This is a genomic window from Paenibacillus sp. FSL H7-0326 (assembly GCF_001955535.1).
Taxonomy (GTDB): Bacteria; Bacillota; Bacilli; order Paenibacillales; family Paenibacillaceae; genus Paenibacillus; species Paenibacillus shunpengii.
On sequence record NZ_MPVN01000010.1, the window covers coordinates 80,642 to 105,518 of the forward strand.

21 protein-coding genes, 1 rRNA gene and 1 pseudogene are annotated in these 24,877 nt (G+C 45.6%); 17 read left to right on the forward strand and 6 right to left on the reverse strand.

Features of this window, described 5'->3' with window-relative positions; all coding sequences use genetic code 11:
* Positions 1-66: 66 nt before the first annotated feature.
* Positions 67-444, reverse strand: coding sequence for a helix-turn-helix domain-containing protein (locus BK126_RS27160; RefSeq protein ID WP_076315592.1), 378 nt, complete (start codon positions 442-444; stop codon positions 67-69).
* 425 nt (positions 445-869) lie between these two features.
* Here BK126_RS27160 and BK126_RS27165 point away from each other — a divergent pair, with 425 nt between their 5' ends.
* From BK126_RS27165 to BK126_RS27210, 10 genes are all read left to right on the forward strand, one after another.
* Complete coding sequence (locus BK126_RS27165; RefSeq protein ID WP_047913938.1) at positions 870-1,049, forward strand: aspartyl-phosphate phosphatase Spo0E family protein; 180 nt, start codon at positions 870-872, stop codon at positions 1,047-1,049.
* Between the two features lie 278 nt (positions 1,050-1,327).
* Positions 1,328-4,114 (forward strand): glycoside hydrolase family 3 C-terminal domain-containing protein, encoded by a 2,787-nt coding sequence (locus BK126_RS27170; RefSeq protein WP_076315593.1) that lies wholly within the window; start codon positions 1,328-1,330, stop codon positions 4,112-4,114.
* A gap of 284 nt (positions 4,115-4,398) precedes the next feature.
* Positions 4,399-4,707, forward strand: a complete 309-nt coding sequence (locus tag BK126_RS27175; RefSeq protein ID WP_076315594.1) for a DUF3817 domain-containing protein — start codon at positions 4,399-4,401, stop codon at positions 4,705-4,707.
* A 554-nt stretch (positions 4,708-5,261) separates the two neighbouring features.
* Positions 5,262-5,909 carry a pyroglutamyl-peptidase I gene (pcp, locus tag BK126_RS27180; RefSeq protein WP_076315595.1) on the forward strand — a complete coding sequence of 216 codons (648 nt, stop codon included), beginning with the start codon at positions 5,262-5,264 and terminating at the stop codon, positions 5,907-5,909.
* 446 nt (positions 5,910-6,355) lie between these two features.
* Positions 6,356-6,898 carry an RNA polymerase sigma factor gene (locus tag BK126_RS27185; RefSeq protein WP_076315596.1) on the forward strand — a complete coding sequence of 181 codons (543 nt, stop codon included), beginning with the start codon at positions 6,356-6,358 and terminating at the stop codon, positions 6,896-6,898.
* Complete coding sequence (locus BK126_RS27190) at positions 6,888-7,700, forward strand: hypothetical protein (RefSeq protein WP_076315597.1); 813 nt, start codon at positions 6,888-6,890, stop codon at positions 7,698-7,700. The genes BK126_RS27185 and BK126_RS27190 overlap by 11 nt, the downstream gene beginning before the upstream one ends.
* Before the next feature lie 231 nt (positions 7,701-7,931).
* Complete coding sequence (locus BK126_RS30160) at positions 7,932-8,771, forward strand: methyl-accepting chemotaxis protein (RefSeq protein WP_076315598.1); 840 nt, start codon at positions 7,932-7,934, stop codon at positions 8,769-8,771.
* A gap of 163 nt (positions 8,772-8,934) precedes the next feature.
* Positions 8,935-10,599, forward strand: a complete 1,665-nt coding sequence (locus tag BK126_RS27200) for a sensor histidine kinase (protein WP_179085612.1) — start codon at positions 8,935-8,937, stop codon at positions 10,597-10,599.
* A complete protein-coding gene (locus BK126_RS27205) occupies positions 10,596-11,324 on the forward strand; it encodes a LytR/AlgR family response regulator transcription factor (RefSeq protein ID WP_076315599.1) in 729 nt (242 codons plus the stop codon). The genes BK126_RS27200 and BK126_RS27205 overlap by 4 nt, the downstream gene beginning before the upstream one ends.
* 133 nt (positions 11,325-11,457) lie before the next feature.
* Positions 11,458-12,711, forward strand: a complete 1,254-nt coding sequence (locus BK126_RS27210; RefSeq protein WP_076315600.1) for an L-lactate MFS transporter — start codon at positions 11,458-11,460, stop codon at positions 12,709-12,711.
* A gap of 30 nt (positions 12,712-12,741) precedes the next feature.
* On the opposite strand, the gene BK126_RS27215 is transcribed toward BK126_RS27210, so the two are convergent.
* The 3 genes from BK126_RS27215 to BK126_RS27225 all read right to left on the reverse strand — a co-directional run bounded on the left by BK126_RS27215 (position 12,742) and on the right by BK126_RS27225 (position 15,134).
* Positions 12,742-13,230: a hypothetical protein gene (locus BK126_RS27215; RefSeq protein ID WP_076315601.1), complete on the reverse strand. Its 489-nt coding sequence runs from the start codon at positions 13,228-13,230 to the stop codon at positions 12,742-12,744.
* A 95-nt stretch (positions 13,231-13,325) separates the two neighbouring features.
* Positions 13,326-13,967 (reverse strand): uridine kinase, encoded by a 642-nt coding sequence (udk, locus tag BK126_RS27220; protein WP_047913948.1) that lies wholly within the window; start codon positions 13,965-13,967, stop codon positions 13,326-13,328.
* A gap of 282 nt (positions 13,968-14,249) precedes the next feature.
* A complete protein-coding gene (locus tag BK126_RS27225; RefSeq protein WP_076315602.1) occupies positions 14,250-15,134 on the reverse strand; it encodes an NAD(P)-dependent oxidoreductase in 885 nt (294 codons plus the stop codon).
* Between the two features lie 227 nt (positions 15,135-15,361).
* On the opposite strand from BK126_RS27225, the gene BK126_RS27230 reads away from it, so the two are divergent.
* A complete protein-coding gene (locus tag BK126_RS27230) occupies positions 15,362-15,988 on the forward strand; it encodes a nitroreductase family protein (protein WP_076315603.1) in 627 nt (208 codons plus the stop codon).
* A gap of 139 nt (positions 15,989-16,127) precedes the next feature.
* On the opposite strand, the gene BK126_RS27235 is transcribed toward BK126_RS27230, so the two are convergent.
* On the reverse strand, positions 16,128-17,519 hold the full coding sequence (locus BK126_RS27235) for a HAMP domain-containing sensor histidine kinase (protein WP_083656263.1): 1,392 nt from the start codon (positions 17,517-17,519) through the stop codon (positions 16,128-16,130).
* Positions 17,504-18,190, reverse strand: a complete 687-nt coding sequence (locus BK126_RS27240) for a response regulator transcription factor (RefSeq protein ID WP_076315605.1) — start codon at positions 18,188-18,190, stop codon at positions 17,504-17,506. Before BK126_RS27240 ends, BK126_RS27235 begins: the two co-directional genes overlap by 16 nt.
* Before the next feature lie 303 nt (positions 18,191-18,493).
* On the opposite strand from BK126_RS27240, the gene BK126_RS27245 reads away from it, so the two are divergent.
* From BK126_RS27245 to BK126_RS27270, 6 genes and pseudogenes are all read left to right on the forward strand, one after another.
* Positions 18,494-19,186 carry a YceI family protein gene (locus BK126_RS27245; protein ID WP_076315606.1) on the forward strand — a complete coding sequence of 231 codons (693 nt, stop codon included), beginning with the start codon at positions 18,494-18,496 and terminating at the stop codon, positions 19,184-19,186.
* A 296-nt stretch (positions 19,187-19,482) separates the two neighbouring features.
* Positions 19,483-21,642, forward strand: a pseudogene (locus BK126_RS27250) (alpha-amylase family glycosyl hydrolase); the annotation flags it as partial.
* A gap of 83 nt (positions 21,643-21,725) precedes the next feature.
* A complete protein-coding gene (locus BK126_RS27255) occupies positions 21,726-22,655 on the forward strand; it encodes a hypothetical protein (protein ID WP_076315608.1) in 930 nt (309 codons plus the stop codon).
* A gap of 218 nt (positions 22,656-22,873) precedes the next feature.
* Positions 22,874-23,506 carry a TetR/AcrR family transcriptional regulator gene (locus BK126_RS27260; RefSeq protein ID WP_076315609.1) on the forward strand — a complete coding sequence of 211 codons (633 nt, stop codon included), beginning with the start codon at positions 22,874-22,876 and terminating at the stop codon, positions 23,504-23,506.
* Positions 23,507-23,510: 4 nt separating this feature from the next.
* Positions 23,511-24,191: an MBL fold metallo-hydrolase gene (locus BK126_RS27265; protein ID WP_076315610.1), complete on the forward strand. Its 681-nt coding sequence runs from the start codon at positions 23,511-23,513 to the stop codon at positions 24,189-24,191.
* Between the two features lie 461 nt (positions 24,192-24,652).
* Positions 24,653-24,877, forward strand: a 16S ribosomal RNA gene (locus BK126_RS27270); the annotation flags it as partial.

Below are 24,877 nucleotides of genomic sequence, written 5' to 3' on the forward strand. Positions count from 1 at the left end.
CATGCTTATCTTATTATAACCAACTTATATAGGAACCGCACTCAAGAGCACAAGATTCAAATGACTTCATTCCTTCTCATTTTGTGCTGCTTTCTTTAGCTTTGCTATATTTTGTATTAGATCGCGGAGCGTAGATTCCACAACGGGATCACCACGGAGCTGTACATTGTAATCTGCCTCAGTTTCTCTAATAATCCTCAATATATATTCTTCTTGTGGCTCAGGGTTAATTTCGTATTTCTGCTCTCTGCCATTTAACCAATCGATAGAAACCTCATATAGATCAGCAATTCGCTGCAGCATGTCCAAGTCAGGCTCTCTTATTCCATACTCCCAGTTTGCATAAGTGCTGCTGCGTTTTAGTCCTAACTTTTTGGATACGAAGACCTGAGACCATCCTCTGTGTTCTCTTTGTTGTTTAAGACGATCTCCTAAGACAGACATTATGTAATCCCTCCTAAAAAGTTAGTTTAGCATGGTTACACAGAATAAAGTTTTATTTACACAATAAGTGTTCATATACACGAAATGTGTAGACATAAATGAGGAAATTTATACACCATACGTGTAAAAAGTTTATAAAATGTAGTTGCAAAATGTGGAAAAAGTAGTAAAATAGACGAAAAGAGAGGTTTTCATCTCATTCATATCATTTTCAGAATTATTTTTGTTAGCTCTAATTAAGAGTACATATAGATTAGTTTTGATATATTTTATCTATATATAGTTTGATGGAGACTACTCATGATTGAGAATTAAGAGATTGAGATTTACCATCCGAACTATTCTTAAATTAGGGTTAAATTCCACAGTAATAATCACTAGCATGACTCATTTTGTGTAAGTACAAACCTACTAAGGGGGAATTCATGTTGGGGAAGATTTCAATTTACTCACTTATTGAGAAGAAGAGACATGAACTCAATCTTCTGGCCGATTGGTATGGTTATAACTCTGAAATTGTACTTGCGAAATCCAGAGAAGTAGATGACGATATTAATAAATACTACAGTCTGGTTAAACAGAAGAGTGCTCACGATCATCAGTAACCCGCATTCTGTATTCAGGAAGCGATTATTCGCTGGAGATGTTAATTATAGTGCTGCTGAGACCCATTTTAGCGAATGGGTCTTTTTGTGATCTGTATCTTTCACATGTCTTTAGAAATCTGTTACTATGGAATAGAATAGGGAGGTAAACGTATACAACTCAAACTGTAAACGCCTACACTCTTCGTTCTCCTTACATTCTTCATTTAATTAGCAATGTGAATCAATTTCATAAATCATTTAGTACTTACGAAAAAGACATTTCAGGAGGGAATCATTTGAGCTCACAACTTATCGGTGTTCCATTAGAAGGATTTGCAGAGTTTAGCAGAAAGGTCGCGGCAGAAGGTGCAGTATTGCTCAAGAACGATGGACAAGTGCTGCCTATACAGCGTTCCGAAAACGTTTCAGTTTTTGGACGTACTCAGGTAAATTACTATCGCAGCGGTACCGGATCAGGCGGCAGTGTCAATGTGGTATATACAACCAATCTGCTGGATGGCCTTCGCGCAAAGTCTCAAATCGAAATTAATGAGGAGCTTGCAGCTACCTATGAAAAATGGATTGAACAAAATCCATTCGATAACGGCGGAGGCGGATGGGCAGCCGAACCTTGGCATCAGAAAGAAATGCCATTGACCGATGAATTGGTATCTGCGGCTAGAAACCAATCTGCAAAGGCAATTATTGTGATCGGGCGTACAGCTGGTGAGGATCAGGATAATGCGAACGAGCAGGGAAGCTATCAGCTGACAGATGATGAAAAAGCGATGCTGGCCATGGTAACGAAGTATTTTGAACAAACGATTGTCGTGCTTAATGTCTCCAACATCATTGATATGAGCTGGCTGGACGATGCAAGTCATGTTCACCCTATATCGGCAGTGATCTATTCATGGCAGGGCGGAATGGAAGGCGGAAATGCGATCGCCGATGTGCTGGCAGGGGATGTTACGCCGAGTGGTAAGCTGACCGATACGATTGCCTATTCGATTGAAGATTATCCTTCGACCCGTAATTACGGTCATGAGTTTAAGAATCTGTACGAAGAAGATATCTACGTAGGCTATCGTTATTTCGAAACCTTCTGTCCGGATAAGGTGCAGTTTGCATTTGGATATGGATTGTCCTATACGACTTTTTCTATAGAGAATGAGGGAGCGACGAAGGGAAGCGAAGGCGGAGCCGAATTCATTGAATTGAAAGTCACTGTAACTAACACAGGCAGCGCTTATGCGGGCAAAGAGACTGTTCAAGTCTATTACGAAGCGCCTCAAGGGAAGCTGGGACAGCCTGTCCGAGCGCTTGCCGCTTTTGCCAAGACAAAGCTTCTTGAACCGGGTGAATCACAGCAGCTGACACTCCGCTTCTCCATTGACTCTATGGCTTCCTACGATGACAGCGGCGTAACAGGACACCCATCGGCTTACGTACTGGAAGAAGGGGTGTATCGTTTCTATGTGGGCAGCAGCGTTAAACAGCTGGATGCGGTAACGGTAGACGGACAAGAAGGCTATATTCTTGAATCGCTTGTCGTCGTGGAGCAGCTGCAGGAGGCGATGGCGCCAACCGAAGGCTTCAAGCGGATGATGCCAGGTGCACGGCAAGCGGATGGCACCTATGAGCTGACCGCAGCCGATGTTCCCACTCGCAAGATTTCTCTTGGAGAGCGAATTGAGAAGAATCTTCCACAGGCACTAGCACAGACGGGAGATCAAGGCTACAAGCTGAAAGATGTGCACGAGGGTAAAGTCAGCATAGAGCAATTTATTGCTCAGCTGAGCGACCAGGATCTGGCAGCTATCGTTCGGGGCGAGGGCATGAGCAGCCCGCTCGTTACGCCAGGGACGGCTTCGGCTTTTGGAGGAGTCAGCGACAGTCTGCTAGGCTTCGGTATTCCTGTAGGGTGTACAGCAGATGGCCCTTCCGGAATCCGGATGGACAGCGGGCAGCAAGCAACACAGGTGGCAATTGGCACACTGCTTGCAGCGACTTGGAATATTGATCTGGTCGAAGAGCTCTACGTGATGGAAGGCAGAGAGCTGGTCCGTAACGAAATCGATACTCTGCTGGGGCCGGGCCTTAATATTCGCCGCAGTCCGTTGAACGGCCGGAACTTTGAGTATTTCTCCGAAGATCCACTGGTAACCGGTTTGTTTGCTGCAGCTTGTACGCGCGGAATCCGCAAGGGCGGCTCTTTTGCAACACTGAAGCACTTTGCCTGCAATAATCAGGAGAAGTATCGTACCAAAGTCGATGCGGTCGTATCGGAGCGTGCTCTGCGTGAGATTTATCTGAAGGGCTTTGAAATGGCTGTAAAACAAGGTGGAGCGAACTCCATCATGACCTCATATAACCCCATTAATGGTCATTGGGCTGCGTCCAATTATGATCTGAACACGACGATTCTCCGCGGTGAATGGGGCTATAAAGGGATCGTGATGACGGATTGGTGGGCCGTGATGAACGATTCGGCGAACGGCGGTCCAGCAGACCGTAAGAACACGAACTTTATGGTTCGCGCTCAAAACGATCTGTATATGGTGGTCAGCAACTATGGAGCGGAAACGAACGCGTATGGTGATAATACGATAGAATCCCTGGAGAACGGCACGCTCACGCGTGGGGAATTACAGCGTAATGCCATCAATATTTGTGAGTGGCTGATGCAGGCTCCGGTGTTCTCAAGAGACACCTTTATTAAGGAGAGCGTGGAACATTTCGAGGCGAGTGCATCCCTGCATCCCGAACAGGTGCAGACGGTAGCAGAGGAAGGTCAAGTGAAGATCGTGCCAGACAGTCCAGCGGTGATTAAAGTCGAAGCGCCGGGAGTGTACCGCATTTTTGCCAGTGTCATGTCTCCAGATGGCGAGCTTGCACAAAGTGCTTGTAACCTGATGCTGAACGGCCAAGTGGTCACTACGGTCCAAACGAACGGAACGGAAGGCAAATGGGTGAAGCTGAAGCAGATCAAGGTGGAGCTCGAAGCAGGGCTGTACGAAATGACGTTTGAGCATATCAAGCCAGGCATGCATATTGACCACATTGAATTCAAGCAAGTGTAATAAAAAAGATTTCACACAGGCCTCCGCGTTTGCGGGGGCTTTTTGCTTATTGGATTGCCCCGTACAAGCTGAGCTGGCAGGATTATGCGTCTGATTCATATCGGTGGCATGAGTGCAGCGCAATAATTCACTTAATTCACAAGGATCTGTTACGGAATTCCAACAAACGGACAAGTTCCATTGACCTTATCATTAGACCCGTTGTAAGATGTCCATGAATGCTGAATTGAGACGAGTTAATTACCCGTCTGACGCAGCATATAGCAGGAGAGGACAGGTGGATAATGAACAAATCAAGCAAGAATGCAATGCGTTTTTTTAGTGTCGTCGGAATGATCGAGGGCATTTCCTTCATTTTATTGCTTGCGATTGCCATGCCTTTGAAATATGCATTTGATATTCCAGCAGCTGTAACCATTGTGGGGGGAGCACACGGATTTTTGTTTGTTCTCTACATCATCGCCATAGCGATAGCGGCATTTCTAAACCGCTGGTCGATCAAGATGGTGCTGGCTGCACTCGTCGCCTCCATCATACCTTTTGGACCTTTTATTATTGATCGCAGAATTCGCAGAAATTTGGCGGTTGCCTGATCGATTGCAAGCGACTGTAATTAGCTTTTAGGTAACGACAAATATATCAATAACATGCTAGCCGAAACGATATAGGATATAAAAGAAGCAGTGAAGCTGTTGAGGTCATCTCAATGGCTTTTTTCTTTTGGTGAAATGAGAAAGAGTGGTGCTAGGGGTATTCAGAGTAATGCGTGGTAGTCAGTTTACTTGGCAGAATAACAATACGGTACAGACTCAGATTTTATATGTAATTGTTTACATAAAAAACTTGAACTTTATCATTTTACATCGATTATTGTCATTATTTCTCGGGAAATAAGCTTTGTAACTCGCTAATATACTCATTAATAATATGAAAAGAGAAGCTACTCATGAAGACTGGTTCTTTTTTTAGTAATGTCCTTGTGTCCTCTATCAAAATTATCTTTTCCAAAATCGCAGCTATTAGAATTAAGGTTAGACTTATGTATAACAATATGGAGTCCAGCTAGATAACGATATGGATATGTTCATCAGGTAAAAATAGGATATAGTAGAGAAATCAAGGATCATAGCATATGGAGGCATATCAGATGGATAAAAAGGTGCTGTTAACTGGATTCGACCCTTTTGCGGGTGAACCGGTCAATCCTGCGCTAGAAGCTGTGAAGCGGCTGAATTGCAAGAAGACGAGCAATGTGAAATTGGTTGCTTATGAAATCCCGACCGTTTTTGCCAAGTCCATTCAGCATGTCATTTCCGCTATCGAAAAAGAGCAGCCCGATGTTGTCATCTGCATTGGACAGGCTGGCGGACGGACACAGATTACGCCGGAGCGCATCGCGATCAATGTAGATGATGCCCGGATACCAGACAATGAACAGCAGCAGCCGGTTGATGAGCCGATTGTACAGAGCGGGCCTGCCGCCTATTTCTCTACATTACCGATCAAAAAGATGGTAGAAGCGATGAGAGCAGCCGGCGTTCCTGCGGCCGTGTCCAATACAGCAGGTACTTTTGTATGCAATCATTTATTTTATGGCTTAATGCATTATTTGCAGTCCTACTCACCACATATTCGCGGCGGCTTCATTCATATCCCGTATCTTCCTGAGCAGACATTGAACTCGGGGGCCCCGAGCTTATGTCTTGATCACATTGTAAAAGGTCTTGAAATTGCTGCGATCACAGCTGCAAATGCCGAAGAGGACATCAAGGTAATCGGTGGAGAGCTTCATTAGCGTAAAAAGGAGCACCCAGCACAGGGTATTCGGTGTTATCCTGTGTTTTCAAATACATATCTAGAGGAATTAGACATCATGGACAAACTTGGACTCATTTTGGCAGTGCTTGTATTTTTTATTATGATCAACTTCTTCTCCATTTGGTTTATCGGGAATTATTGGTCCGTATTTCTTATCGCTATTATTTGTATTGATTGGTTAATCAGGAAGTGTATAAGATATTATAAGAAGCTATAAATTACTCATTATTTCTTGGTCTGCCACTACTCATCATACGTTTAATAACGTTCCCTGACCGCTTACTAAGGATGTATTCTCGTTGGAATCGTGCATGCAATAGCACGGTTCTTTTTTTTATAGATCGGAATTTGATTCACCGAAAACTTTTTATCGTGATCCCAGGGTATTATATATGACTGACATACAGAAAGGGGGGCCGCGCGTTGACACAAGAACTGATCAGGCAGCTCCAACAAGAGTATAGCGATGAATTATTCGAGCAGCTCTACAGAGTTTATGCTGACAAAGCGATACGCACGGCGACGGCCATAACGAGAAGCTCGGCAAGTGCAGCGGATGTTGTACAAGAAACATTTATGAGAGTATATCGGAATTTGAATACCTTTGATCTGAACAAACCCTTTGAACCCTGGTTTAATCGGATTTTGGTGAATGAATGCAACCGGTATTTGGAAAAGCATTCACGGCTGGTTCCGACAGAGCTTACGGATGAGCGCGTGCTGCCATCGCAGCATGACCGCTACACCTTTGATGAGCACGGCGATATATACGACATGGTGCAGAGACTGGAGGATCAGCAGCGAATTCCGATCATTCTGAAATACGTAAATGATTACGCAGAGAAGGATATCGCAGAATTGCTGGATCTGAACGTAAACACCGTCAAATCGAGATTGTATAAAGCAAGACAGAAGCTGCAAGGCTGGCTGAGACTGAATGAAGGAGGAGAGCAGGATGGCTCATAACGAAGAACGAGATCACCAGCTGGATCACCAGCTGAGGGACGGGCTGAAGGCAGGAACGGAAGAATCGGTACAGCAACAGGACAAGATATGGTCGGCCATCAAAGGGCAGATTCAGGAAGAGCGTCGACATAAGGATGCAGCAGGGGAGCAGTATTCTGCTAGGAGGAAACAGAAATCGAAGCGGAAGCGATGGATTATCCCGGTCGTGGCGGCTGCTTCCATCCTTATTGTCATGAGCTTGCCAACTGCGCCCGTACAGGCACTCGTCGAGCAAGTTAGGGAATGGTTCGCACCGGAGAAAACGGTGGAGACAGAGATTGAAGGCATGCCTTCCACAAGTGTTGATACGCTGCATGAAGGGACAGATCAGGAGTACGTCATTTATTTTGATACCACGATGTATAAGATGATCCAAGAGGATGGAATGGACAAGATTGTACTCGCTGATCCGCCAGGAGAACCGTATCCAGAGGTGTCAATGGAAATATACCAGGTAGCCATGCTCCCAGCGGATGCAGCCGCCGACATTGAAGCAGCCCTTGAGAAGGATTACTCCAAAGTACACGCTGCGGAAGCTATTGAAACGCCGGTCACAGGCTGGGAAGTAAGAGCCATTGGCGGAACAGGTGGTTCGGAATGGAATGATCCAATTGTCAGGTATTATGTGTTCGACAATGAAAAAGGCGGCAGCTTTATTGTGAAGCAGAACTATTTCATGGAAGCAGCCGAGGGCTTCGGCTCACGACTGCAGCAGATGATGCTGGAGTTCCACATTCCAAATGGAGCATCACAGACGCAATAGGTAAGATTACCTTATATGAAGAGAGCAGTTCTTGGTTTATAATGCCCGGACTGTTCTCTTTTTTGTGTCGTCAAAAGATTAAAGGGCCTGCTTATAGCGGCTCTTTTTTATTTTCATCCAGAGCTCCAACACCACTTTATACAATTAATGTCTGTATTTTCTTTCACATTATGCCGAAGTACTAGTAAGCGAATCAACTAATAGTTGATTAGAGATATGGAGGGAAAGATAATGAATATTGTAGACGCGCTGATTAAGAGCATGCCGTTTATTAAAGAAGTTATCCGTGAGGATGTAGCTATAGCTATATTTGACCGTGAGAAGATATTGTATTGGTCTGACAGTGAATCTTTGAAGTTTGGATTTGAGGCAGGATATCCTCTGGATGAGCATAATCGGAATTTCTCATTTTTCCCTAACGGCTATGTGAAAACGGTGGACCGGGTGGAATACTCCGGATACGAACACCCTTTTGAAGCGATGTTTCTGCCCATCAAGGACGAGAATGGAGAAATGCTGGCTGCACTCAGCGTAAACTACAGCCTGGAGAATCAGGAGATGCTGGAGAAATATATGGGGGAAACCGAGCACATTGCTGAACAGCTGCTCAGTGGTATTCAGCAAGTGGCTGCGCATTCCGAAGAATTGTCCGCCACCTCGGATGAGATTCTGAACAACTCCAAAGAGGCGGTTAAGAAATCTGAGGCGGTCAACCATGTTACCGGTTTTATCCGTGAAATCTCGGAGCAGACGAATCTGCTGGGACTTAATGCGGCAATTGAGGCGGCTCGGGTAGGTGAGGCAGGAGCGGGATTTGGTGTTGTTGCCAAGGAAGTCCGCAAGCTGTCGGTTGACACCAAAGAGGCAACGCATCAAATTGAATCGTCCCTAGACAGTGTCCAGCAGTCCATTAAACAGATGGAGGAAGAGATTGGACAGATCGCCCATGCTTCACAGGATCAGGCGCAGCTGGTTATGAACTTTATGACCGCAATCGAGCAGTTAAACGAAACAAGTCAAAACCTGCGCGGTTTTATCAATAAATTTATAACGTATGATCAGACCAAATAATCGATGCATACCTATACAACCTATGCACACCTCGAGCAGCTCACTAGAGCTGCTTTATTTTTTTGCCTAAATACCGATGGAAGAAAAAGAGGAAAATTAGACAAGATAAAAAGACCATGGCTATAATGAGAGCACGATTTATGGGGTTGGGAGGTTACATATCATGCAGGATACTTTACTGATGCTGCTGCAGCTATTAGAGCGGGCTGCATTGCTGCTCATGTGCCTGTTTGTGCTGATCCGGGTTCCCCGGTTCAGGACCTTTTTTCAGAACGGGGACAAGACATGGAAAGAGCTTACCATCGCCAGCCTGATCTTCAGTGGCTTTGCCTTGTTTGGTACATACAGCGGTATTAATGTTGAAGGCTCACTCGTCAATGTGCGGATTATTGCCATAATGTCTGGTGGGATATTATTTGGTCCGTGGGTGGGACTCGTTACGGGTGTCATATCGGGAATACACCGTTTCTTGATCGACATTGGCGGGGTTACCTCGGTCCCTTGTTTAATCACAAGCATTACAGCAGGGATTGTATCAGGGTACATATACAAGCTGAAGTCAGCCGAACAGAGGTGGAAAGCAGGTATTCTCGCAGGTATGGCCTGCGAAGCTTTAACCATGATCCTCATATTAGTGATGGCCGAGCCATCCTCATTAGGGATAGAGATCGTTTCCCGAATTGCTTTTCCAATGATTCTTAGCCAGGTCAGTGTGGGTCTTATTGTTCTGCTGGTTCAAAGCGTAGAAGGGGAGAAGGAGGTTGTAGCGGCTAAGCAGGCGAAGCTGTCACTTGATATTGCGAACAAGACGCTCCCCTATTTCCGAAGCATTAATCAGGAATCGCTGCATACGATCTGCCGGATTATTAAGGATGACATTGGTGCGGACGCGGTGGCGATCACGGACAAGAAGCTGATTTTGGCATATGTCGGGGTTGGTGAAGAGCACTATCTGGAGCGTCATGAGATTATTAGTGAAGAGACGAAGAAGACGATCTCCAGCGGACAAATTACGATTCGAAATAACGATACGGCGCATACGAATCCATTCATTAAGTCACTGATGATCATTCCGCTTCAAGAGAAGGGAGAGGTCACAGGGACACTGAAAATTTATTATGCCAAGGCTCATAAGATTACAGATTCACTGCAAGCCCTCGCGATCGGTTTGTCGCAAATGATCTCGACCTTGATGGAAGTATCCAGGGTGGAAGGAATGAAAGAAATGGCGAACAAGGCGGAGCTGAAGGCACTGCAGACGAAGATCAATCCTCATTTTTTGTTCAATGCGCTGAATGCGATTGCCTCGTCGATTCGAATCAATCCGGATAAAGCGAGAGAGCTGATCGTGAATCTGTCGGGATATATGCGCTATAATCTGGAGCTTACGGATAAAATGATCGATATTCATGCCGAGCTGCAGCAGGTACAGCAATATGTTGAGATTGAAAAAGCCCGCTTTGGTCAACGACTGAACGTGGTGTACGATATTGATGAAGTACACGTGCGAATCCCAAGTCTTATCATTCAGCCGCTGGTTGAGAATGCAATCAACCATGGGATACTGAAAACAAAAGGACCCGGAACGGTCACGATTGCTGTGAAGGAGCACGAAGGAAGAGTGAGAATTACCATTGCGGATACAGGGGTCGGCATTCCCGAGGAGATCATCGAGAAGGTGCAGGAAGGCAATATGCCTGAGCATCACATCGGACTGTATAATGTGCATCAGCGTGTACAGCTCATTTACGGAGAGGGTTTGCATATCCGGCGGTTAGCTCAAGGCACCGAAATATTTTTTGATGTAAAAAAGGAGAAGCAGGCATGAAAGCAATCATTGTAGAAGATGAGGTTCTCGCCCGTCAGGAGCTGGCCTATCTGATTCGAACGCACAGCAGCATTGAGATTGAAGAGGAATTCGAGGATGGGCTGGATGCACTCAAGTATTTACAGAGCCATGAGGTGGATGTTCTCTTTCTAGATATTAACGTGCCTTCGATCGACGGTGTGCTGCTTGCCCAGAATATAAGCAAGTTCCAGGTAAAGCCCTATATCGTGTTCACTACAGCGTATAAAGAGCATGCGGCAGAGGCTTTTGAGATCGAAGCCTTTGATTATATTCTGAAGCCCTACAGTGAATCTCGCATATCCTCCATGCTGGCGAAGCTGGAAGCTGCCTATAGACAGCAGCAGCAGCCTGTACAAGAAGAGTCCAAGCCGGCTATTCGTAAGGTTAATCTATGGAAGAATGAGAAGATTATCGTTGTTGATAGTGACGACATTTATTATGCCTCTGCCCAGGAGAAGACAACAGAAGTGATTACCCAAGCAGAGACATATACAATGAATGTCAGCATTAGTGAATTTCATACCCGGCTGCCTGGGGAGTCTTTCTATCGCTGTCACCGCTCTTATCTGGTCAATCTGTCCAAAATACGTGAAATCATCCCTTGGTTCAACAATACGTATCTGCTCAAATTAACGGATCTGGATGTGGAGATTCCCGTCAGCCGCAGCAAAGCGAAGGAGTTCAAGCAGCTCATGCGCATATAAATGCAGTTCATTCTCAATCTGTGCTATCTCGTTCCTAAACACGTTAGAACTCTCTGTGAAAGCGTTACAATGAAGTAGCGTAAGGGGCACTACACCGTACGCTTAGAACAGCGAGAGAAAGAAGGAACGAGATATGAATTCAAAGAATAGCAATCGCTTTCTTATTGTACTCGGTACCATTATTATGCAAATGGGTCTTGGGACCATCTATACATGGAGCTTGTTTAACGCTCCGCTTGTGAGTAAGTTCGGATGGGAGCTCAGCTCCGTATCCATTACCTTTTCCATCACTAGCTTTGCGCTTGCCTTCGCCACATTGTTTGCGGGTAAGATTCAAGAAAAAATAGGACTTCGTAAGCTGACAGCCGTGTCCGGTATATTGCTTGGTATTGGTCTTATGCTCAGCTCGCAGGCAAGCTCGCTTGCAGCCTTATATGTGCTGGCAGGCGTTATTGTTGGCTTTGCCGACGGAACGGCTTACATTACGTCTTTATCCAACCTAATTAAATGGTTTCCGAACCGAAAAGGTCTCATCTCAGGTATTTCCGTCGGAGCTTACGGAACAGGAAGCCTTGTGTTTAAATACATTAACGGCGGTTTAATTGAATCCGTTGGTGTATCTCAGGCGTTTCTTTACTGGGGATTGATTGTCATGGCGATGATCATTACCGGTTCACTGCTTGTTAGAGAAGCAAGCGTCGCTCCTTCTGTCACCGAGAGTGGCAAGAGAGAAGCGAATCAGGTGGCAGGACCTCTTCAAGGAGCGAAGGACTATACAACTGGTGAAATGCTGCGGACCAAACAAGCATACCTATTGTTCATTGTGTTCTTCACAGCGTGTATGAGCGGACTATATCTGATCGGGATCGTCAAGGATATCGGTATGCAGCTGGCGCATCTGGATGCCGCAACGGCAGCCAATGCAGTCGCCATGATCGCTATTTTTAACACCGCAGGACGACTGATTCTAGGTGCGTTGTCGGATAAAGTGAGCCGGATCAAGCTGGTAGGATGTACGCTGGCCGTTACAGCAGCCGCTGCGCTCGTACTAAGTGCTGTACCGCTGAATTACGGTTTGTTCTTCGTCTGTGTGGCAGCCATTGCTTTTTGCTTCGGAGGCAACATTACTGTATTTCCGGCCATCGTGAGTGACTTCTTCGGTCTGAAGAATCATACGAAAAATTACGGCATCGTCTACCAAGGCTTTGGTATCGGAGCACTGTCCGGCTCGTTCATTGCTGCCATGCTCGGCGGCTTCAAGCCAACCTTTATCGTCATCGGTGCGCTTTGTATTGTAGCTATGCTTATAGCACTGACGATCAGACCGCCGTTCGCGGGAACCAAGGAAAAGGACGTTCCGTTCAAAGCATACAAACGTACAGCCTAATTATAGTGCAAAGCCTGAAGGACCTTTTAGTTAAAAAGGAACTTCAGGCTTTTTTTGTTTGCAGCGTCTGGCACTAATCCAATTAACCGCGATGACGACAATATAACAGGTTAGGGAAATGAGGCCATATTCAAAGACAAGCCAGAGATCTGTCATTTCCAGGTTGAAAGTGAAACCGTGAATTGAACTAAAAAACAACAATAAAAGGGCGATACTTACCTGTTCTACCGTATAAAATAAGGTGAGTAATGCCAAACCGCCAAGCCAAAAGACAGAGGTTAGTTTAATGAAATCCCCGCTGCGGCGGCTCATGATCAGAGCATAGAGCACCCAGGTCGTCAGATAGAGCAGGGAGATCGTTGTAGACAGAATATTGTGATCTTCATACACAGCCCAGAACAAATTCATAGTACCGAAGAACAGGTTGATCATAAACATGATGAGCAGGTGCATAGGGTACATTGCCCATTTTTCTGCTATACGAATATGGCTCACTCCCTTGTATCCGTTCTTATTCATATAGACACCTATTGAGGGGTAAAGGTTACGTGGTAAATAAAAAAGGAGATCCTCACGCAAGCGGCTCGCTTTGCAGGGTCTCCTTTTTATATGGATTATAATCTTGTACCGGACCACTTTTTGTCGCCGGATAAATATTTCTCGGTGAGGATGGACAACAGCTGAATTCCTACTTCGTTATGTCCGCCTTCCGGAATGATGATATCCGCGTATCTCTTGGATGGTTCAATAAATGCTTCGTGCATGGGCTTCACTGTAGCGAGGTACTGCTGGTTAATAGATTGGATCGTACGTCCACGTTCCTCAATATCACGAACGACACGTCGCAGAATACGCACATCGGGATCGGAATCGACGAATACTTTAATGTCCAGCATTTCGCGGAGCTTCTCATCCGATAGAACATGCAGTCCCTCGATCATCACGATGTTGTTCGGATGCAGCTCTACCGTGTCCGAAGAGGATCTGGCATGAATCGTAAAATCGTAGACCGGCGCATGGACCGTTTGTCCATCACGAAGTGCTGCGAGGTGCTCGATCAGCAGCTCATTGTCAAAGGCGAAGGGATGATCATAATTCGTGAGCTCCCGTTCGGACAGACTGAGATGAGCCTGGTCTTTATAGTAGTTGTCTTGAGATATAAAAGTCACTTTGCTCGACCCCAACCGTTCAATAACAGAGCGAGCTACCGTAGTTTTACCTGAGCCGGTTCCTCCGGCAATACCAATAATGAGCATGGCGAATATATAAACCTCCCTAGAATAATTGCAGGAGCAACCTTAGTATTTTAGCACAGCAGGCTCGATTTTTCTATGACATGCAAAAAGGGAAGAATTGTGAATAAAAGGCGGGAAGGATGTATTTCTTAGGTTTTGTATTATTGGACTGAAATATGAGTATCTTGGTCTTATAAATACATATAAGTATTCGTAAACCGATCAATTCCCATTTGAATCTTTGAAAAAAAAACAACGCTGGTGCAAGAGTACTCCTCTTGCATCAGCGTTACTAAATGGTATTTATTCTTCAATAAAATGTTTGTAAATGACCTGGGTTCCTTTATCATCATAACCCAGCTTGGACAACTGCTCATAGATGGATTCAGAGAGCGCGAGGCCTGGTGTATCCAGTCCGATCTCCTTCGCCGACTCAAGAGCAATACGCATGTCCTTGATAAAATGCTTTACATAGAATCCAGGCTCGTAATTACCGCCAATCATGCGAGGGCCGAGGTTGCTGAGCGACCAGCTGCCAGCAGCGCCCGTCGCGATGCTTTTCAGTACCGTCTCCGGATCAAGTCCTGAAGTCTTGGCGTAAGCCAGTGCTTCCGCTACCCCGATCATGTTCGAGGCAATGGCGATCTGGTTACACATTTTAGTATGCTGTCCCGCACCGGCTGCGCCTTGGTGAACGATGTTGGTTCCCATGAGCTCAAACAGAGGAGTTACCTCCTCAACATCCGCAGCGTCTCCGCCGATCATAATGGACAGCTTCGCATCTCGCGCGCCGATATCACCACCTGATACGGGAGCATCCAGGGCATGAAGTCCTTTTGCAGCGGCTTCTTGATAGATGCGTTCTGCCAATTGAGGACTGGACGTCGTCATATCAATCAGATAGGTTCCTTGAGCGCTGTTTGCGATAAGTCCATCCTCACCGAGGTAAATCTCCTCCACATCTTTCGGATAGCCGACCATGGTAATGATGACCTGACAGGCCTCAGCCAGACGAGCAGGAGTCTCATGCCAGACGGCCCCTTGCTCTACGAGCTCGGCTGCCTTCTCCGCAGTTCTTGTGTATACATGGAGCTTGTATCCTGCTTTCTGTATATGCCCTGCCATGCTCTTGCCCATTACACCTGTACCAATGAACCCTACAGCGGTTTGTTCTGATGAAATTGCCATATGAATTGCTGCCTCCTTTGGATATCCTGCTTCTAAGTATAATCCTAAATATAGATTGACACACCAATTCGTTGGTGCTATTTTCAATCTATACAAATCTCATAGAATTTGTAAGTTATCTAAGACATGACATAAATATAGCTGACTGTGAACAAACAGAGGTGTTGCTCTACTGCATAGGGACGATGCCTCTGTTTTTTTAAAAACCAAACAAGGAGTGATAGAGAATGAGTAATAAAGAGACAAAGCGTCAGAATGTGCTGGAAGTATCTTTGCAGGATGTGAGTGCTCATCGGACACCGGATTATCCGGTGAATCCATTGTTTGTGGAGCGTTGGTCTTCCCGTTCCTTTGCGGATCAACCGGTTCCGCAAGATGTGCTGTATACGGTGCTTGAGGCGGCACGCTGGGCGCCATCCTCCAACAATTTGCAGCCGTGGCGTTTTTATATCGCTCAGACAGAAGAAGAGCGTGAGCTGTTCAAGGAATTCATACTTCCTGGCAACCGGATATGGTCGGATAAAGCACCCGTATTGATCCTGCTTGCTACCGATACACGCAGAGATGAGAATGGCGGAGTCAATGGAGCACATGCTTTTGATGCAGGTGCTGCCTGGGGTTCCATTGCACTGCAGGCACATCTGCTGGGACTGGCTACTCGGGCCATGGGAGGCTATGACCGAAACAAAGCGCGTGAAATTCTAGACATCCCGGAATACATTGAGCTGCAAGCGGTTATCGCTCTAGGTTATCGTGCAGGCCTTGACACACTGGATGAGCGATTCCGTGAGCGAGAAATACCCAATGAGCGTCGCTCCCTAAGCGACAGCATTTTGGAACTGAAAAGAAAGTAAGCATCTCATTTAATAATATTCCCTCAATATAAAACAGCCGCCTGAATGCAGTGACCCCTCCAAAGTTAGAACACCATCTAACAACAGGGTGAAGTGCACAATCCATACAAGCGGCTGTTTTTCGTGTATTCAGATTTAACTAAGACTTCAACGGAAGCTGAAGCTCAAACGTACTTCCTGCAGTAGAGGTTTCGATGAGCCGCAGATGACCGCCCATGTTCGTGGCTAGCAATCTGCTGAAGCTGAGACCCAGCCCCAATCCGCGAACCCGTTCCTGTTTGTCTATTCCGCGATAGAAGCGTTCGAAGATGAGCTCCTGCTCGTTTGCCGGTATTCCTCTGCCATTATCCTTAACGAGGATGGACAAGTCCTGACTTCCTGCTCGTGCTATATGGATACTTATATGAAACTGTCGATCACCCGTAGCAGATTCCACACTATTGTTGAGCAGATTCGTCATGATCTGCTGGATACGCAGCGGATCTCCCCATAATGCAGTCTCCGTTACGGACTCTTCCCACGTTAGCTCAGGTGTCTCCTCGCAGCTCTGATGGAGTGACCATTGATAGATCATTTCACTGAAGAAGGGGACCGCTGATATTGGTTCAGGCCTGAGGGGAATGACTCCGGCTGCAATGGCGTTATAATCCAGCAGATCAGCGACCATATGCTCCAATCTATTCGTTTCCTTGAGTGCGGCTTCCATAAACTCGCCGGCTTCCTCTTTTTCAACAACGCCTTGCTGTAAGGCATGAAGCAAACCTTTAATGGAAGTAACAGGTGTCTTCAGTTCATGTGTCAGTCCTGCAAGCATGTATGATCTGGAGTGCTCCAACGTCTTCAGACGCTCGGACATCTCCTTAAACGAGGTCGTCAGCTCATAAATTTCCTGTTCCTTCACATCGGTGCTTAGAGTTACATCGTAATTGCCCTGGCGTATTTCGTGTGCTGCCTCGGCGACGTCACGAATTGGGCTGACCAATTTTCTTGTGAGCAGGTGGATTGTGACCCACCCAAGGACGGCAAGAAAGACAAAGGCCCCGGCGACAAGCCAGGTTTGGTCCGTAATGATCGTGAACGACTTTATTGGAAGGAGCAGTATAACCTCGCCAATCTCTGTCCCTGATTGCATAATAGGGGCAGTAATCTTTTTCGAGCCAGATGCTTCCGGCGATAGAATCCGTTGCTTCAGCTGTTCTTCTGGCATCGGAGGGTTGGAGAACACGGGTTTACCCTGCTGATCTGTAATAATGACACACATGCCCGCGCTTTTTTCTATCATATTTTTACGTTTATCGATGAGCGCATTTAAATCCTGCCTGTGGTACTCAACCTCATCACTGCCGGCCCCCTGAACGATCTTATCAGCGATCTCTTCGGCAAGAATTCGGGTGGTTTCAAGCCGCCGATCCATGGATTCATGCTTAACCCACCAGAAGGAGAGCAGGCTCAGAATTGCCAGCCCGGTGAAGAGGGCGAGGAAATAACGCCTTGTCCAGTATACTTTTATCGATCTCAGCGGTTTATCCAAAATTGATACCCCGTTCCTCGTAATGTTTTGATATCTCCTTCTTCTTTAGGCCAGTGAGAGAGGGAATGCCGGATCCGTTTAATGGATAGATCAACAGCGCGATCGCTGCCTTCGTAATCCAGACCCCAGATATTCTCGATTAGCTGCTCTCGCGTAAAGGTTTGATTCGGATGCTCTGCCAGAAAGAACAGTACAGAAGTATCCCGCGGAGTAAGCGGGACGTCGACCCCGTTTAACATGACTCTCTGTGAGCGAAAATCGAGAGAGAGACAGCCATAGCTCCGTCTGTGTTCTTCATTGTCTGTCCAGCCAAGCGGTCTGCGCAGTACGGCATTCACACGGGCAACGACTTCCTCCGGGATGAACGGCTTGGACATATAATCGTCGGCCCCATTGTTCAGTCCAATGAGCTTGTCATCTATGCCGTCCTTGGCGGTAAGCATGATGACAGGAACACTGCTCGTTTTTCGAATGTACTGCAGCACTTCCCATCCGTTTTTGCGGGGGAGCATAATATCCAGAATGACAAGGGCTGGTACCTGTATAGCTAGCTGCCTTAAGGCTTCCTCTCCGTCATATACAGCGTTCACTTCAAACCCCGCTTTTTTCAGATATGCGCTGAGTACTTTTGAAATAGCCCGTTCATCTTCCACGATCATTATTTTCTTCAACCGATCGTTCTCCTTTCTCCTCCCGGATTACAGCACAGGTATATTCTCTATTTATCCGTTACAGTTAAACGGTACAAGCTTTATTCTCTAATCATTTAAAGGTTGATTTGTTTTCACATGAACGTAGATCGATGGCTGTCCTTGTGCAAGGATATGCATGAATTTTATCATAAACACTTCTCTATTTCTCTTGACATTCTCCTGACACATTCCTTTGCTATGCTTCTCTCATCCCGCAGCCAGAACACGAGAGAGAAAACATAGATGAGATCATAAATATGAGAGAAGCTGGGAGGAATAATAATGAATAAGAAAAAGAGAAACTGGATTATTGCAGGAGCAGCCGCGGCCCTTATTGTTGGCGGCACCGCCGCTTATGGAGGAATCAACAATTTTCTTGGTAACAATGTAGAGATTGAATCGGTTATGTCTGGCAATACAGAGCCGTCGGGTGAAGCACAGACCGTAAGCAGTGAAGAGTTGACTGGAGCCTGGGCACTGCAGGATGAATCCAAGGTATACTGGTCCATTACAACTTCTCAAGAAACCGTAAATTTTGTGAATGATGCCGTTACAGGATCATGGAGTATTGATTTTGAAGCACCGGAGTCGATGTCGGCTGAAGGCATCATGGATATGTCGGCACTCGATTCAGGTAATGCTCAGCGTGATGATCATTTACAGGAGAGCGACTTTTTTGATGTAGCAGCTTACCCGGAGGCTACCTTTACTGCCGATACCTTTACGGGACTTCCGGAGGAGTGGACAGAAGGTGAGGTTGTGCCAGTAACAATTGAAGGTACCATGACGGTAAGAGGTATAGAAAAGGATGTGACCTTCTTCTCCGAAGTCAGCTATCAGGAAGGAAACCTGCTATTGTCCGGACAAACGGAAGTGACATTTGATGATTTTGGGATGGAGAACCCGCATAATGTCGTTGTGGAGACAGAAAATGATGTGAATGTGCGTCTGGAGCTCGTATTGAGCCAGTCTTAATGTAATACATTCAGTAGAGAAACCTGGTCTTTATTCATAAGACTAGGTTTTTCTTTTTTTATAGTGAGAGAAATCCTGAATTGGTTAGAAAAATAAAAAGTTAGTGCAACGTTATGCAAACGGTTGCATTTACCCTGATTTCAATTTATATTGAAGATGTTCATTTTCAATGGGTTTGGGAAATACCTATTAGTTGAAATGAGTTATGAAAATGGAGTCAGTTGCAGACATCGTTTAATTAGACAGCTCGTTTTTTGGTTAATTCCAGCTTAGCAGCAAGATTAGATAACGAACCGGAGGCTCATAATATGATCGAACAAAATCAGTTGAACGTACATAAAACTAAGCATTCCACAGCTTCAGACAATCAAGTCGATTGGAAGCAATTTGATGAGCAATATGCATACAGCGGCGATGACTTAGGCGCCCATTATCATCATGGTTCTGTAACGCTGAAATTATGGGCTCCAGTTGCCTCTGAAGTTAAAGTGAGTCTATTCCATCCGAATGATGATACGAAGCTCGCCGGTCAATTTACGCTTGTCCAGGGAGAACGGGGTATTTGGAGTTTGGTTCTATCACCGGATGATCTATCTGCAGATGACCTTCACGGTTATTTTTATCAATATGAAGTTACAAATCAGGGTGTCACCAAAAAGGTGCTTGATCCCTATGCCAGATCCATGGCCCCATCACGAGTGGATACCAAGGGCGATCCAGGTGAGGACGGCGACCTTATTGGCAAGGCGGCTATTGTAGATTTGGAACGAACTCGTGTCGCTGATCTGAGCTTTGCTTCTATTAAAGGATACAACAAAAGAGTAGACGCCATCATTTGGGAAATTCATATCCGTGATTTTACCTCTGATCCTCAGATTGAAGGGGAGTTGTCTGCAAGATGGGGGACCTACAGAGCTTTTGAGGACAAATTAGCTTACATTAAGTCGCTGGGAGTGACCCATGTTCAGCTGCTGCCTGTTATGGCTTGGTATTTAGGGAATGAGCTGAAGATGGGAGAGAGAGAGCTTCACTATTCTGCCCTCGACAATGAATATAACTGGGGCTATGACCCGCACAATTATTTTTCACCAGATGGGGCGTATTCCGAGAATCCTGCTGACCCCGAGCTTCGCATCAAGGAGCTGAAGTCACTCATCCATGCCATTCACGAGGCCGGAATGGGTGTTATCCTCGATGTCGTATACACGCACATGGCACTCCCGGAGTTCCTGAATGATATTGTACCCGGTTATTATGCCTGGCAGAATGCCAAGGGAGAATTTATCGGGGGCTTCGGCAATAATCTGGCGACAGATCGGAAGATGGCAGAGAAGCTGATGGTGGATTCGGTCAAATACTGGTTTAGTGAGTATAAAATCGATGGTCTGCGCTGGGATATGATGGGAGATGCCACGTACCCTGCTGTGCAGAAGGCATATAATGAAGCAGCTAAAATCAACCCTCAAGCACTATTTATCGGTGAAGGATGGCGTACCTTTGCAGGAGATGAATCCGATCCGGCTTTGAAGGGCCTTGCTGCAGATCAGGACTGGATGGACAAGACAGACGATGTCGGTGTTTTCTCAGATGAAATCCGCAATGAGCTGAAGTCGGGTTTTGGAAATGAGGGGGAACCCCGTTTTCTAACAGGCGGGCCAAGAGATATCGAACTCATCTTCAACAACATAAAGGCACAGCCCTCCAATATCCCGGCAGATAGTCCGGGGGATGTGGTTCAATATATTGAAGCGCACGACAATTTAACGCTCTATGATGTAATTGCGATCTCAACAGATAAAGATCCAGAGATTCCTAAGGACGATCGGGAAATTCATCAGCGGATTCGGCTGGGACATGTGCTTGTGCTGACTTCTCAGGGAACGGTGTTCCTGCATGCAGGCCAGGAGTATGGAAGAACGAAGCAATGGAAGGCAGAGGGTATACCGGAGCATAAATTCCATGAGTTTACGTCCACCGGAGATAAGATCCACTATTATATTAATGATTCTCACGACTCAACGGATGCCGTCAACATGTTCGAGTGGGCAAAAGTCACAGATGAAGAGCAATACCCGGTAAATATCGAGACCCGCAAGCATCTTCAAGGGCTGATAGAACTCAGGAAGGCTTCAGATGCATTCCGTTTGGGCAGCATGGAGCTGATCGACCGCAATGTAACACGAATAAATACACCGGATATTCAAAAAACAGATCTTGTCATCGCATACAGCTGTCTTTCAAGTGATGAGCGTGAATGCTATCATGTGTTTGTAAATGCGGACAAGAAGTCAAGGAAGCTCAGATTACAACAGGACTTCACTTCATGTGAAGTTGTTGTAGACCAAACACGTGCAGGAGTCAGCCAGCTGGATCATCCGACTGGAGTGAAGCTCACGGCAGATACGATTATTCTGGAGCCTCTGACGGCTGTTATCTTAAAGGAGAAGAAGAGCTGAGCTTGCAGAGAGGATAGAGGAATACCATAAGGGATCTCGTATTTATAGTTTAAAACACTTCATTTGAAAAGGGGATTATCACGATGCATGATCTTTCGTCTGAATCTGTCCGCCTTAACTTTGGAAAATACGAGATCCCGGCTGATCTGCAGCTGCTTCTTTCTATAGAAGAAGAATTCCGGGAGGTGCATCCTCGGGGCTTGGATTTTGGCATGGGGCTCATCCCTGAACTAGGCAGCTTTCGTTACTTATGTACACCCTCAGATGTTATTGTATTTGGCTCCAATGGCTGTGATGGTATTCACTATGGCTATTTGACTGATTTCGGTGAGGTGGAGAGCTTGGATCAGGCACCGATCGTCTGCATCAGCCCTATGGATTTTGGAGATACGAATAAACTGATTGCCCGCAGCTTTAGAGATTTTCTAAGCATCGCTCTTACGGATAGTGCTCTGTTCTATAATCGTTTTGAGAGTGAGGATGCATACAGAACGCAGGTTAAGATTTGGGAAGAAGAAGCTTTGGCTTCACCGTATGGCTATACACCGGAAGAAGAGAAGCTAAGGAAGGAGCTGCATGAGAAGCTTCGGAAGGTTTTTGATCTTCCTGTGATCGAGAACCCTTTTGCTTACATTAAAGAAATACAGGCTGAACGTGCTGCTAGTGCTGTCGTCCTCACACAAGACACTCTCCATATCTTAACGAATCCATTGGAGAAGCCGGAACTAGCTGAGGAGGAGCTGCGACTTATACAGCAAGTAGATCCAGAGAGTGAAGAAGAGGTGCAAAACTCACTTGACCAATGCAGTCTTTCAGGAGCACTCGCAATCATTCGAAATGTAGAACGAAGTGCGATGTATGAGACAAGAAAAGTAGCACAGCAGTATTTGCGCAGCAAGGGATATGAAGATGAGGCACATAGGGCAGGAGTTTCTATTCAAGGCCATGAGCCGATTGAATCGACGCACACTATATTAGGTACTATGACCGTACGTGGAAATATTGAGACTTAATTAATGAATTCCGAGCAGGCCGAGCCTGACTCGGTTTTTTTATAAGAAGTACTGTAGACAAACATTGAAGCTGCAAGCTAGGAAGTTGATTTAGCTATTTAGCCACAAAAAGAACTCCATTTCTTTTAATGGAAATTGATGGTTGACTATTACATAACCGTTGGTTATATTATAACCAGAGGTTACAAACCAGTGGTTACTTACAAGGAGAGTTCTTAATGGCAGGAAACAGGCAAGAAATTCGTTCTGAGGAAACAAAACGGGTCATTTTGGCCATGGCAGCTGAGCTTTTCTCGAAACGTGGCTTTGATATGGTGTCGATGAGAGAGATTGCAAGAGCAGCAGGCTGCTCACATACAACGATTTATATCTACTTCAAAGATAAACAAGCGCTGCTTCACGAATTATCTGTACCACCTTTGGAGCGTTTAAAGTCGAATATGCTTCTGGCACTTGATGATACGAGTATGAGTTCTAAAGAGAGGCTTATAGAAGTGAGCTGGCGTTTTATTGAATTCTGTTTGCATCATCGCAACATGCACACGATATTTTTCGGAACCAATACAGAGAGGGTGGATATCGAGCCAGAGCTTCCGCTTAATAAACTGCGCAATGAACTTTTTAATCTATTTAAAAGAGCTCTTGGAGACATCTATCAGCTTGAAGAACTAAGTGAGGTATTGTTGTCCTTTTCTAGAATATATTTTTATATGCTGCACGGGATCGTGGGAACCTATCATCAATCAAGCGAGACAGCTGAGGAATTATCAGCGAGACTCTTGCCTACATTTAAGGAATCATTTGAGATCGTATTATTGGGCTTTACCGAGAAGCTAAAATCAAGGAGGTAAGACAATGAAAATAGAGCGAGTCTCCGAGCATATTTGGGCATTGAAGACGTGGATGCTGTTTCCGGTGCGCGTATGGATTGTAGCAGAAGAGGATGGAGTGACTCTCGTGGATGCCGGAGTGGGTTCCATGGCAAAAGGAATACTGAAGTTCGTTGAGCAACTGGGAGCAGGACCGATTCGGCAGATTGTACTTACTCATGGACATTCCGATCATGTCGGCTCCGTGACTTCAATAAGAGAACATCATCAGGTCCCTGTTTATGTGCATCCTGTTGAGATCCCCTATATGGAAGGAGATATAGCCTACCCTCGTCGAAAAAAAGCTGCCGCCTCACTGCCTAAGCAGCTCGCAACTCCTCTTTCAGTGGATCAGGACGGCAGGATTGAGAGTGTGTGCTCATTAAAGTGTTATCATACACCTGGGCATTCTCCAGGACATGTCGTTTACTATCATGAGAAGGATGGAGTTCTGCTCGCAGGTGATCTATTTACATCTAAGAAAGGCAGGTTGAATCGCCCGATGCCCATGTTTACAGCTGATATGCAGGAAGCTGTGCGAAGCAGCCGTGTAGTCAAAGAGCTGAAGCCACGCAGAGTAGAGGTATGTCACGGCAAACCTGTCTTTAGCGCGGCAGATCATCTGGATGAGTATATGCGGATAATGAGTTCATCTCTATCATTATAGAACTACAAACAAGCTTGCCTGTCACTTAGACAGGTTTTTTGTTTATAGTGAGTCTTCATCGAGGGATGAGTTTAATAGAAGAGAGATTAGCAATTAAATTTTTCTTAAAAAAAGTGTTGCATAATTTTTATGTGCATGGTATATTCTAATTCCGGCCAAGAAATAAGCCGTTTCAAACAAGAACATGGCAAGTAAGCTTCGATCAGAAGTCAAAAAAACTTTTAAAAAAAAGCTTGCATTTCGAAACCGTACATGATATGATATAAAAGTTGCTGACGACGAGAGTTGAAACGCAACGAAGTTGATCTTTGAAAACTGAACAACGAGTGAGCAGAATTTTGTAACTACAAAATTCTAAACGCGAGGTTATGGTACAAGTCGTCAGACGGTATGATAACCGAGCAAAATAAAGAGAACATTACGTTCTCGTCAGTTTTTCTAATTGAGCTTAATCGCTCTCTTTTTTGGAGAGTTTGATCCTGGCTCAGGACGAACGCTGGCGGCGTGCCTAATACATGCAAGTCGAGCGGAGTCAATGAGAAGCTTGCTTCTCTGAGACTTAGCGGCGGACGGGTGAGTAACACGTAGGTAACCTGCCCATAAGACTGGGATAACTACCGGAAACGGTAGCTAATACCGGATAGGTTCTTCTCTCGCATGGGAGGGGAAAGAAAGACGGAGCAATC

What these genes read in the sequence shown, in the direction of transcription:
- BK126_RS27160 (WP_076315592.1), bottom strand. Translation starts at nt 444, where the DNA reads ATGTCTGTCTTAGGAGATCGTCTTAAACAACAAAGAGAACACAGAGGA.
- BK126_RS27165 (WP_047913938.1), top strand. Translation starts at nt 870, where the DNA reads ATGTTGGGGAAGATTTCAATTTACTCACTTATTGAGAAGAAGAGACAT.
- BK126_RS27175 (WP_076315594.1), top strand. Translation starts at nt 4,399, where the DNA reads ATGAACAAATCAAGCAAGAATGCAATGCGTTTTTTTAGTGTCGTCGGA.
- pcp (WP_076315595.1), top strand. Translation starts at nt 5,262, where the DNA reads ATGGATAAAAAGGTGCTGTTAACTGGATTCGACCCTTTTGCGGGTGAA.
- BK126_RS27190 (WP_076315597.1), top strand. Translation starts at nt 6,888, where the DNA reads ATGGCTCATAACGAAGAACGAGATCACCAGCTGGATCACCAGCTGAGG.
- BK126_RS30160 (WP_076315598.1), top strand. Translation starts at nt 7,932, where the DNA reads ATGAATATTGTAGACGCGCTGATTAAGAGCATGCCGTTTATTAAAGAA.
- BK126_RS27200 (WP_179085612.1), top strand. Translation starts at nt 8,935, where the DNA reads ATGCAGGATACTTTACTGATGCTGCTGCAGCTATTAGAGCGGGCTGCA.
- BK126_RS27205 (WP_076315599.1), top strand. Translation starts at nt 10,596, where the DNA reads ATGAAAGCAATCATTGTAGAAGATGAGGTTCTCGCCCGTCAGGAGCTG.
- BK126_RS27210 (WP_076315600.1), top strand. Translation starts at nt 11,458, where the DNA reads ATGAATTCAAAGAATAGCAATCGCTTTCTTATTGTACTCGGTACCATT.
- BK126_RS27215 (WP_076315601.1), bottom strand. Translation starts at nt 13,230, where the DNA reads ATGAATAAGAACGGATACAAGGGAGTGAGCCATATTCGTATAGCAGAA.
- udk (WP_047913948.1), bottom strand. Translation starts at nt 13,967, where the DNA reads ATGCTCATTATTGGTATTGCCGGAGGAACCGGCTCAGGTAAAACTACG.
- BK126_RS27225 (WP_076315602.1), bottom strand. Translation starts at nt 15,134, where the DNA reads ATGGCAATTTCATCAGAACAAACCGCTGTAGGGTTCATTGGTACAGGT.
- BK126_RS27230 (WP_076315603.1), top strand. Translation starts at nt 15,362, where the DNA reads ATGAGTAATAAAGAGACAAAGCGTCAGAATGTGCTGGAAGTATCTTTG.
- BK126_RS27245 (WP_076315606.1), top strand. Translation starts at nt 18,494, where the DNA reads ATGAATAAGAAAAAGAGAAACTGGATTATTGCAGGAGCAGCCGCGGCC.
- BK126_RS27255 (WP_076315608.1), top strand. Translation starts at nt 21,726, where the DNA reads ATGCATGATCTTTCGTCTGAATCTGTCCGCCTTAACTTTGGAAAATAC.
- BK126_RS27260 (WP_076315609.1), top strand. Translation starts at nt 22,874, where the DNA reads ATGGCAGGAAACAGGCAAGAAATTCGTTCTGAGGAAACAAAACGGGTC.
- BK126_RS27265 (WP_076315610.1), top strand. Translation starts at nt 23,511, where the DNA reads ATGAAAATAGAGCGAGTCTCCGAGCATATTTGGGCATTGAAGACGTGG.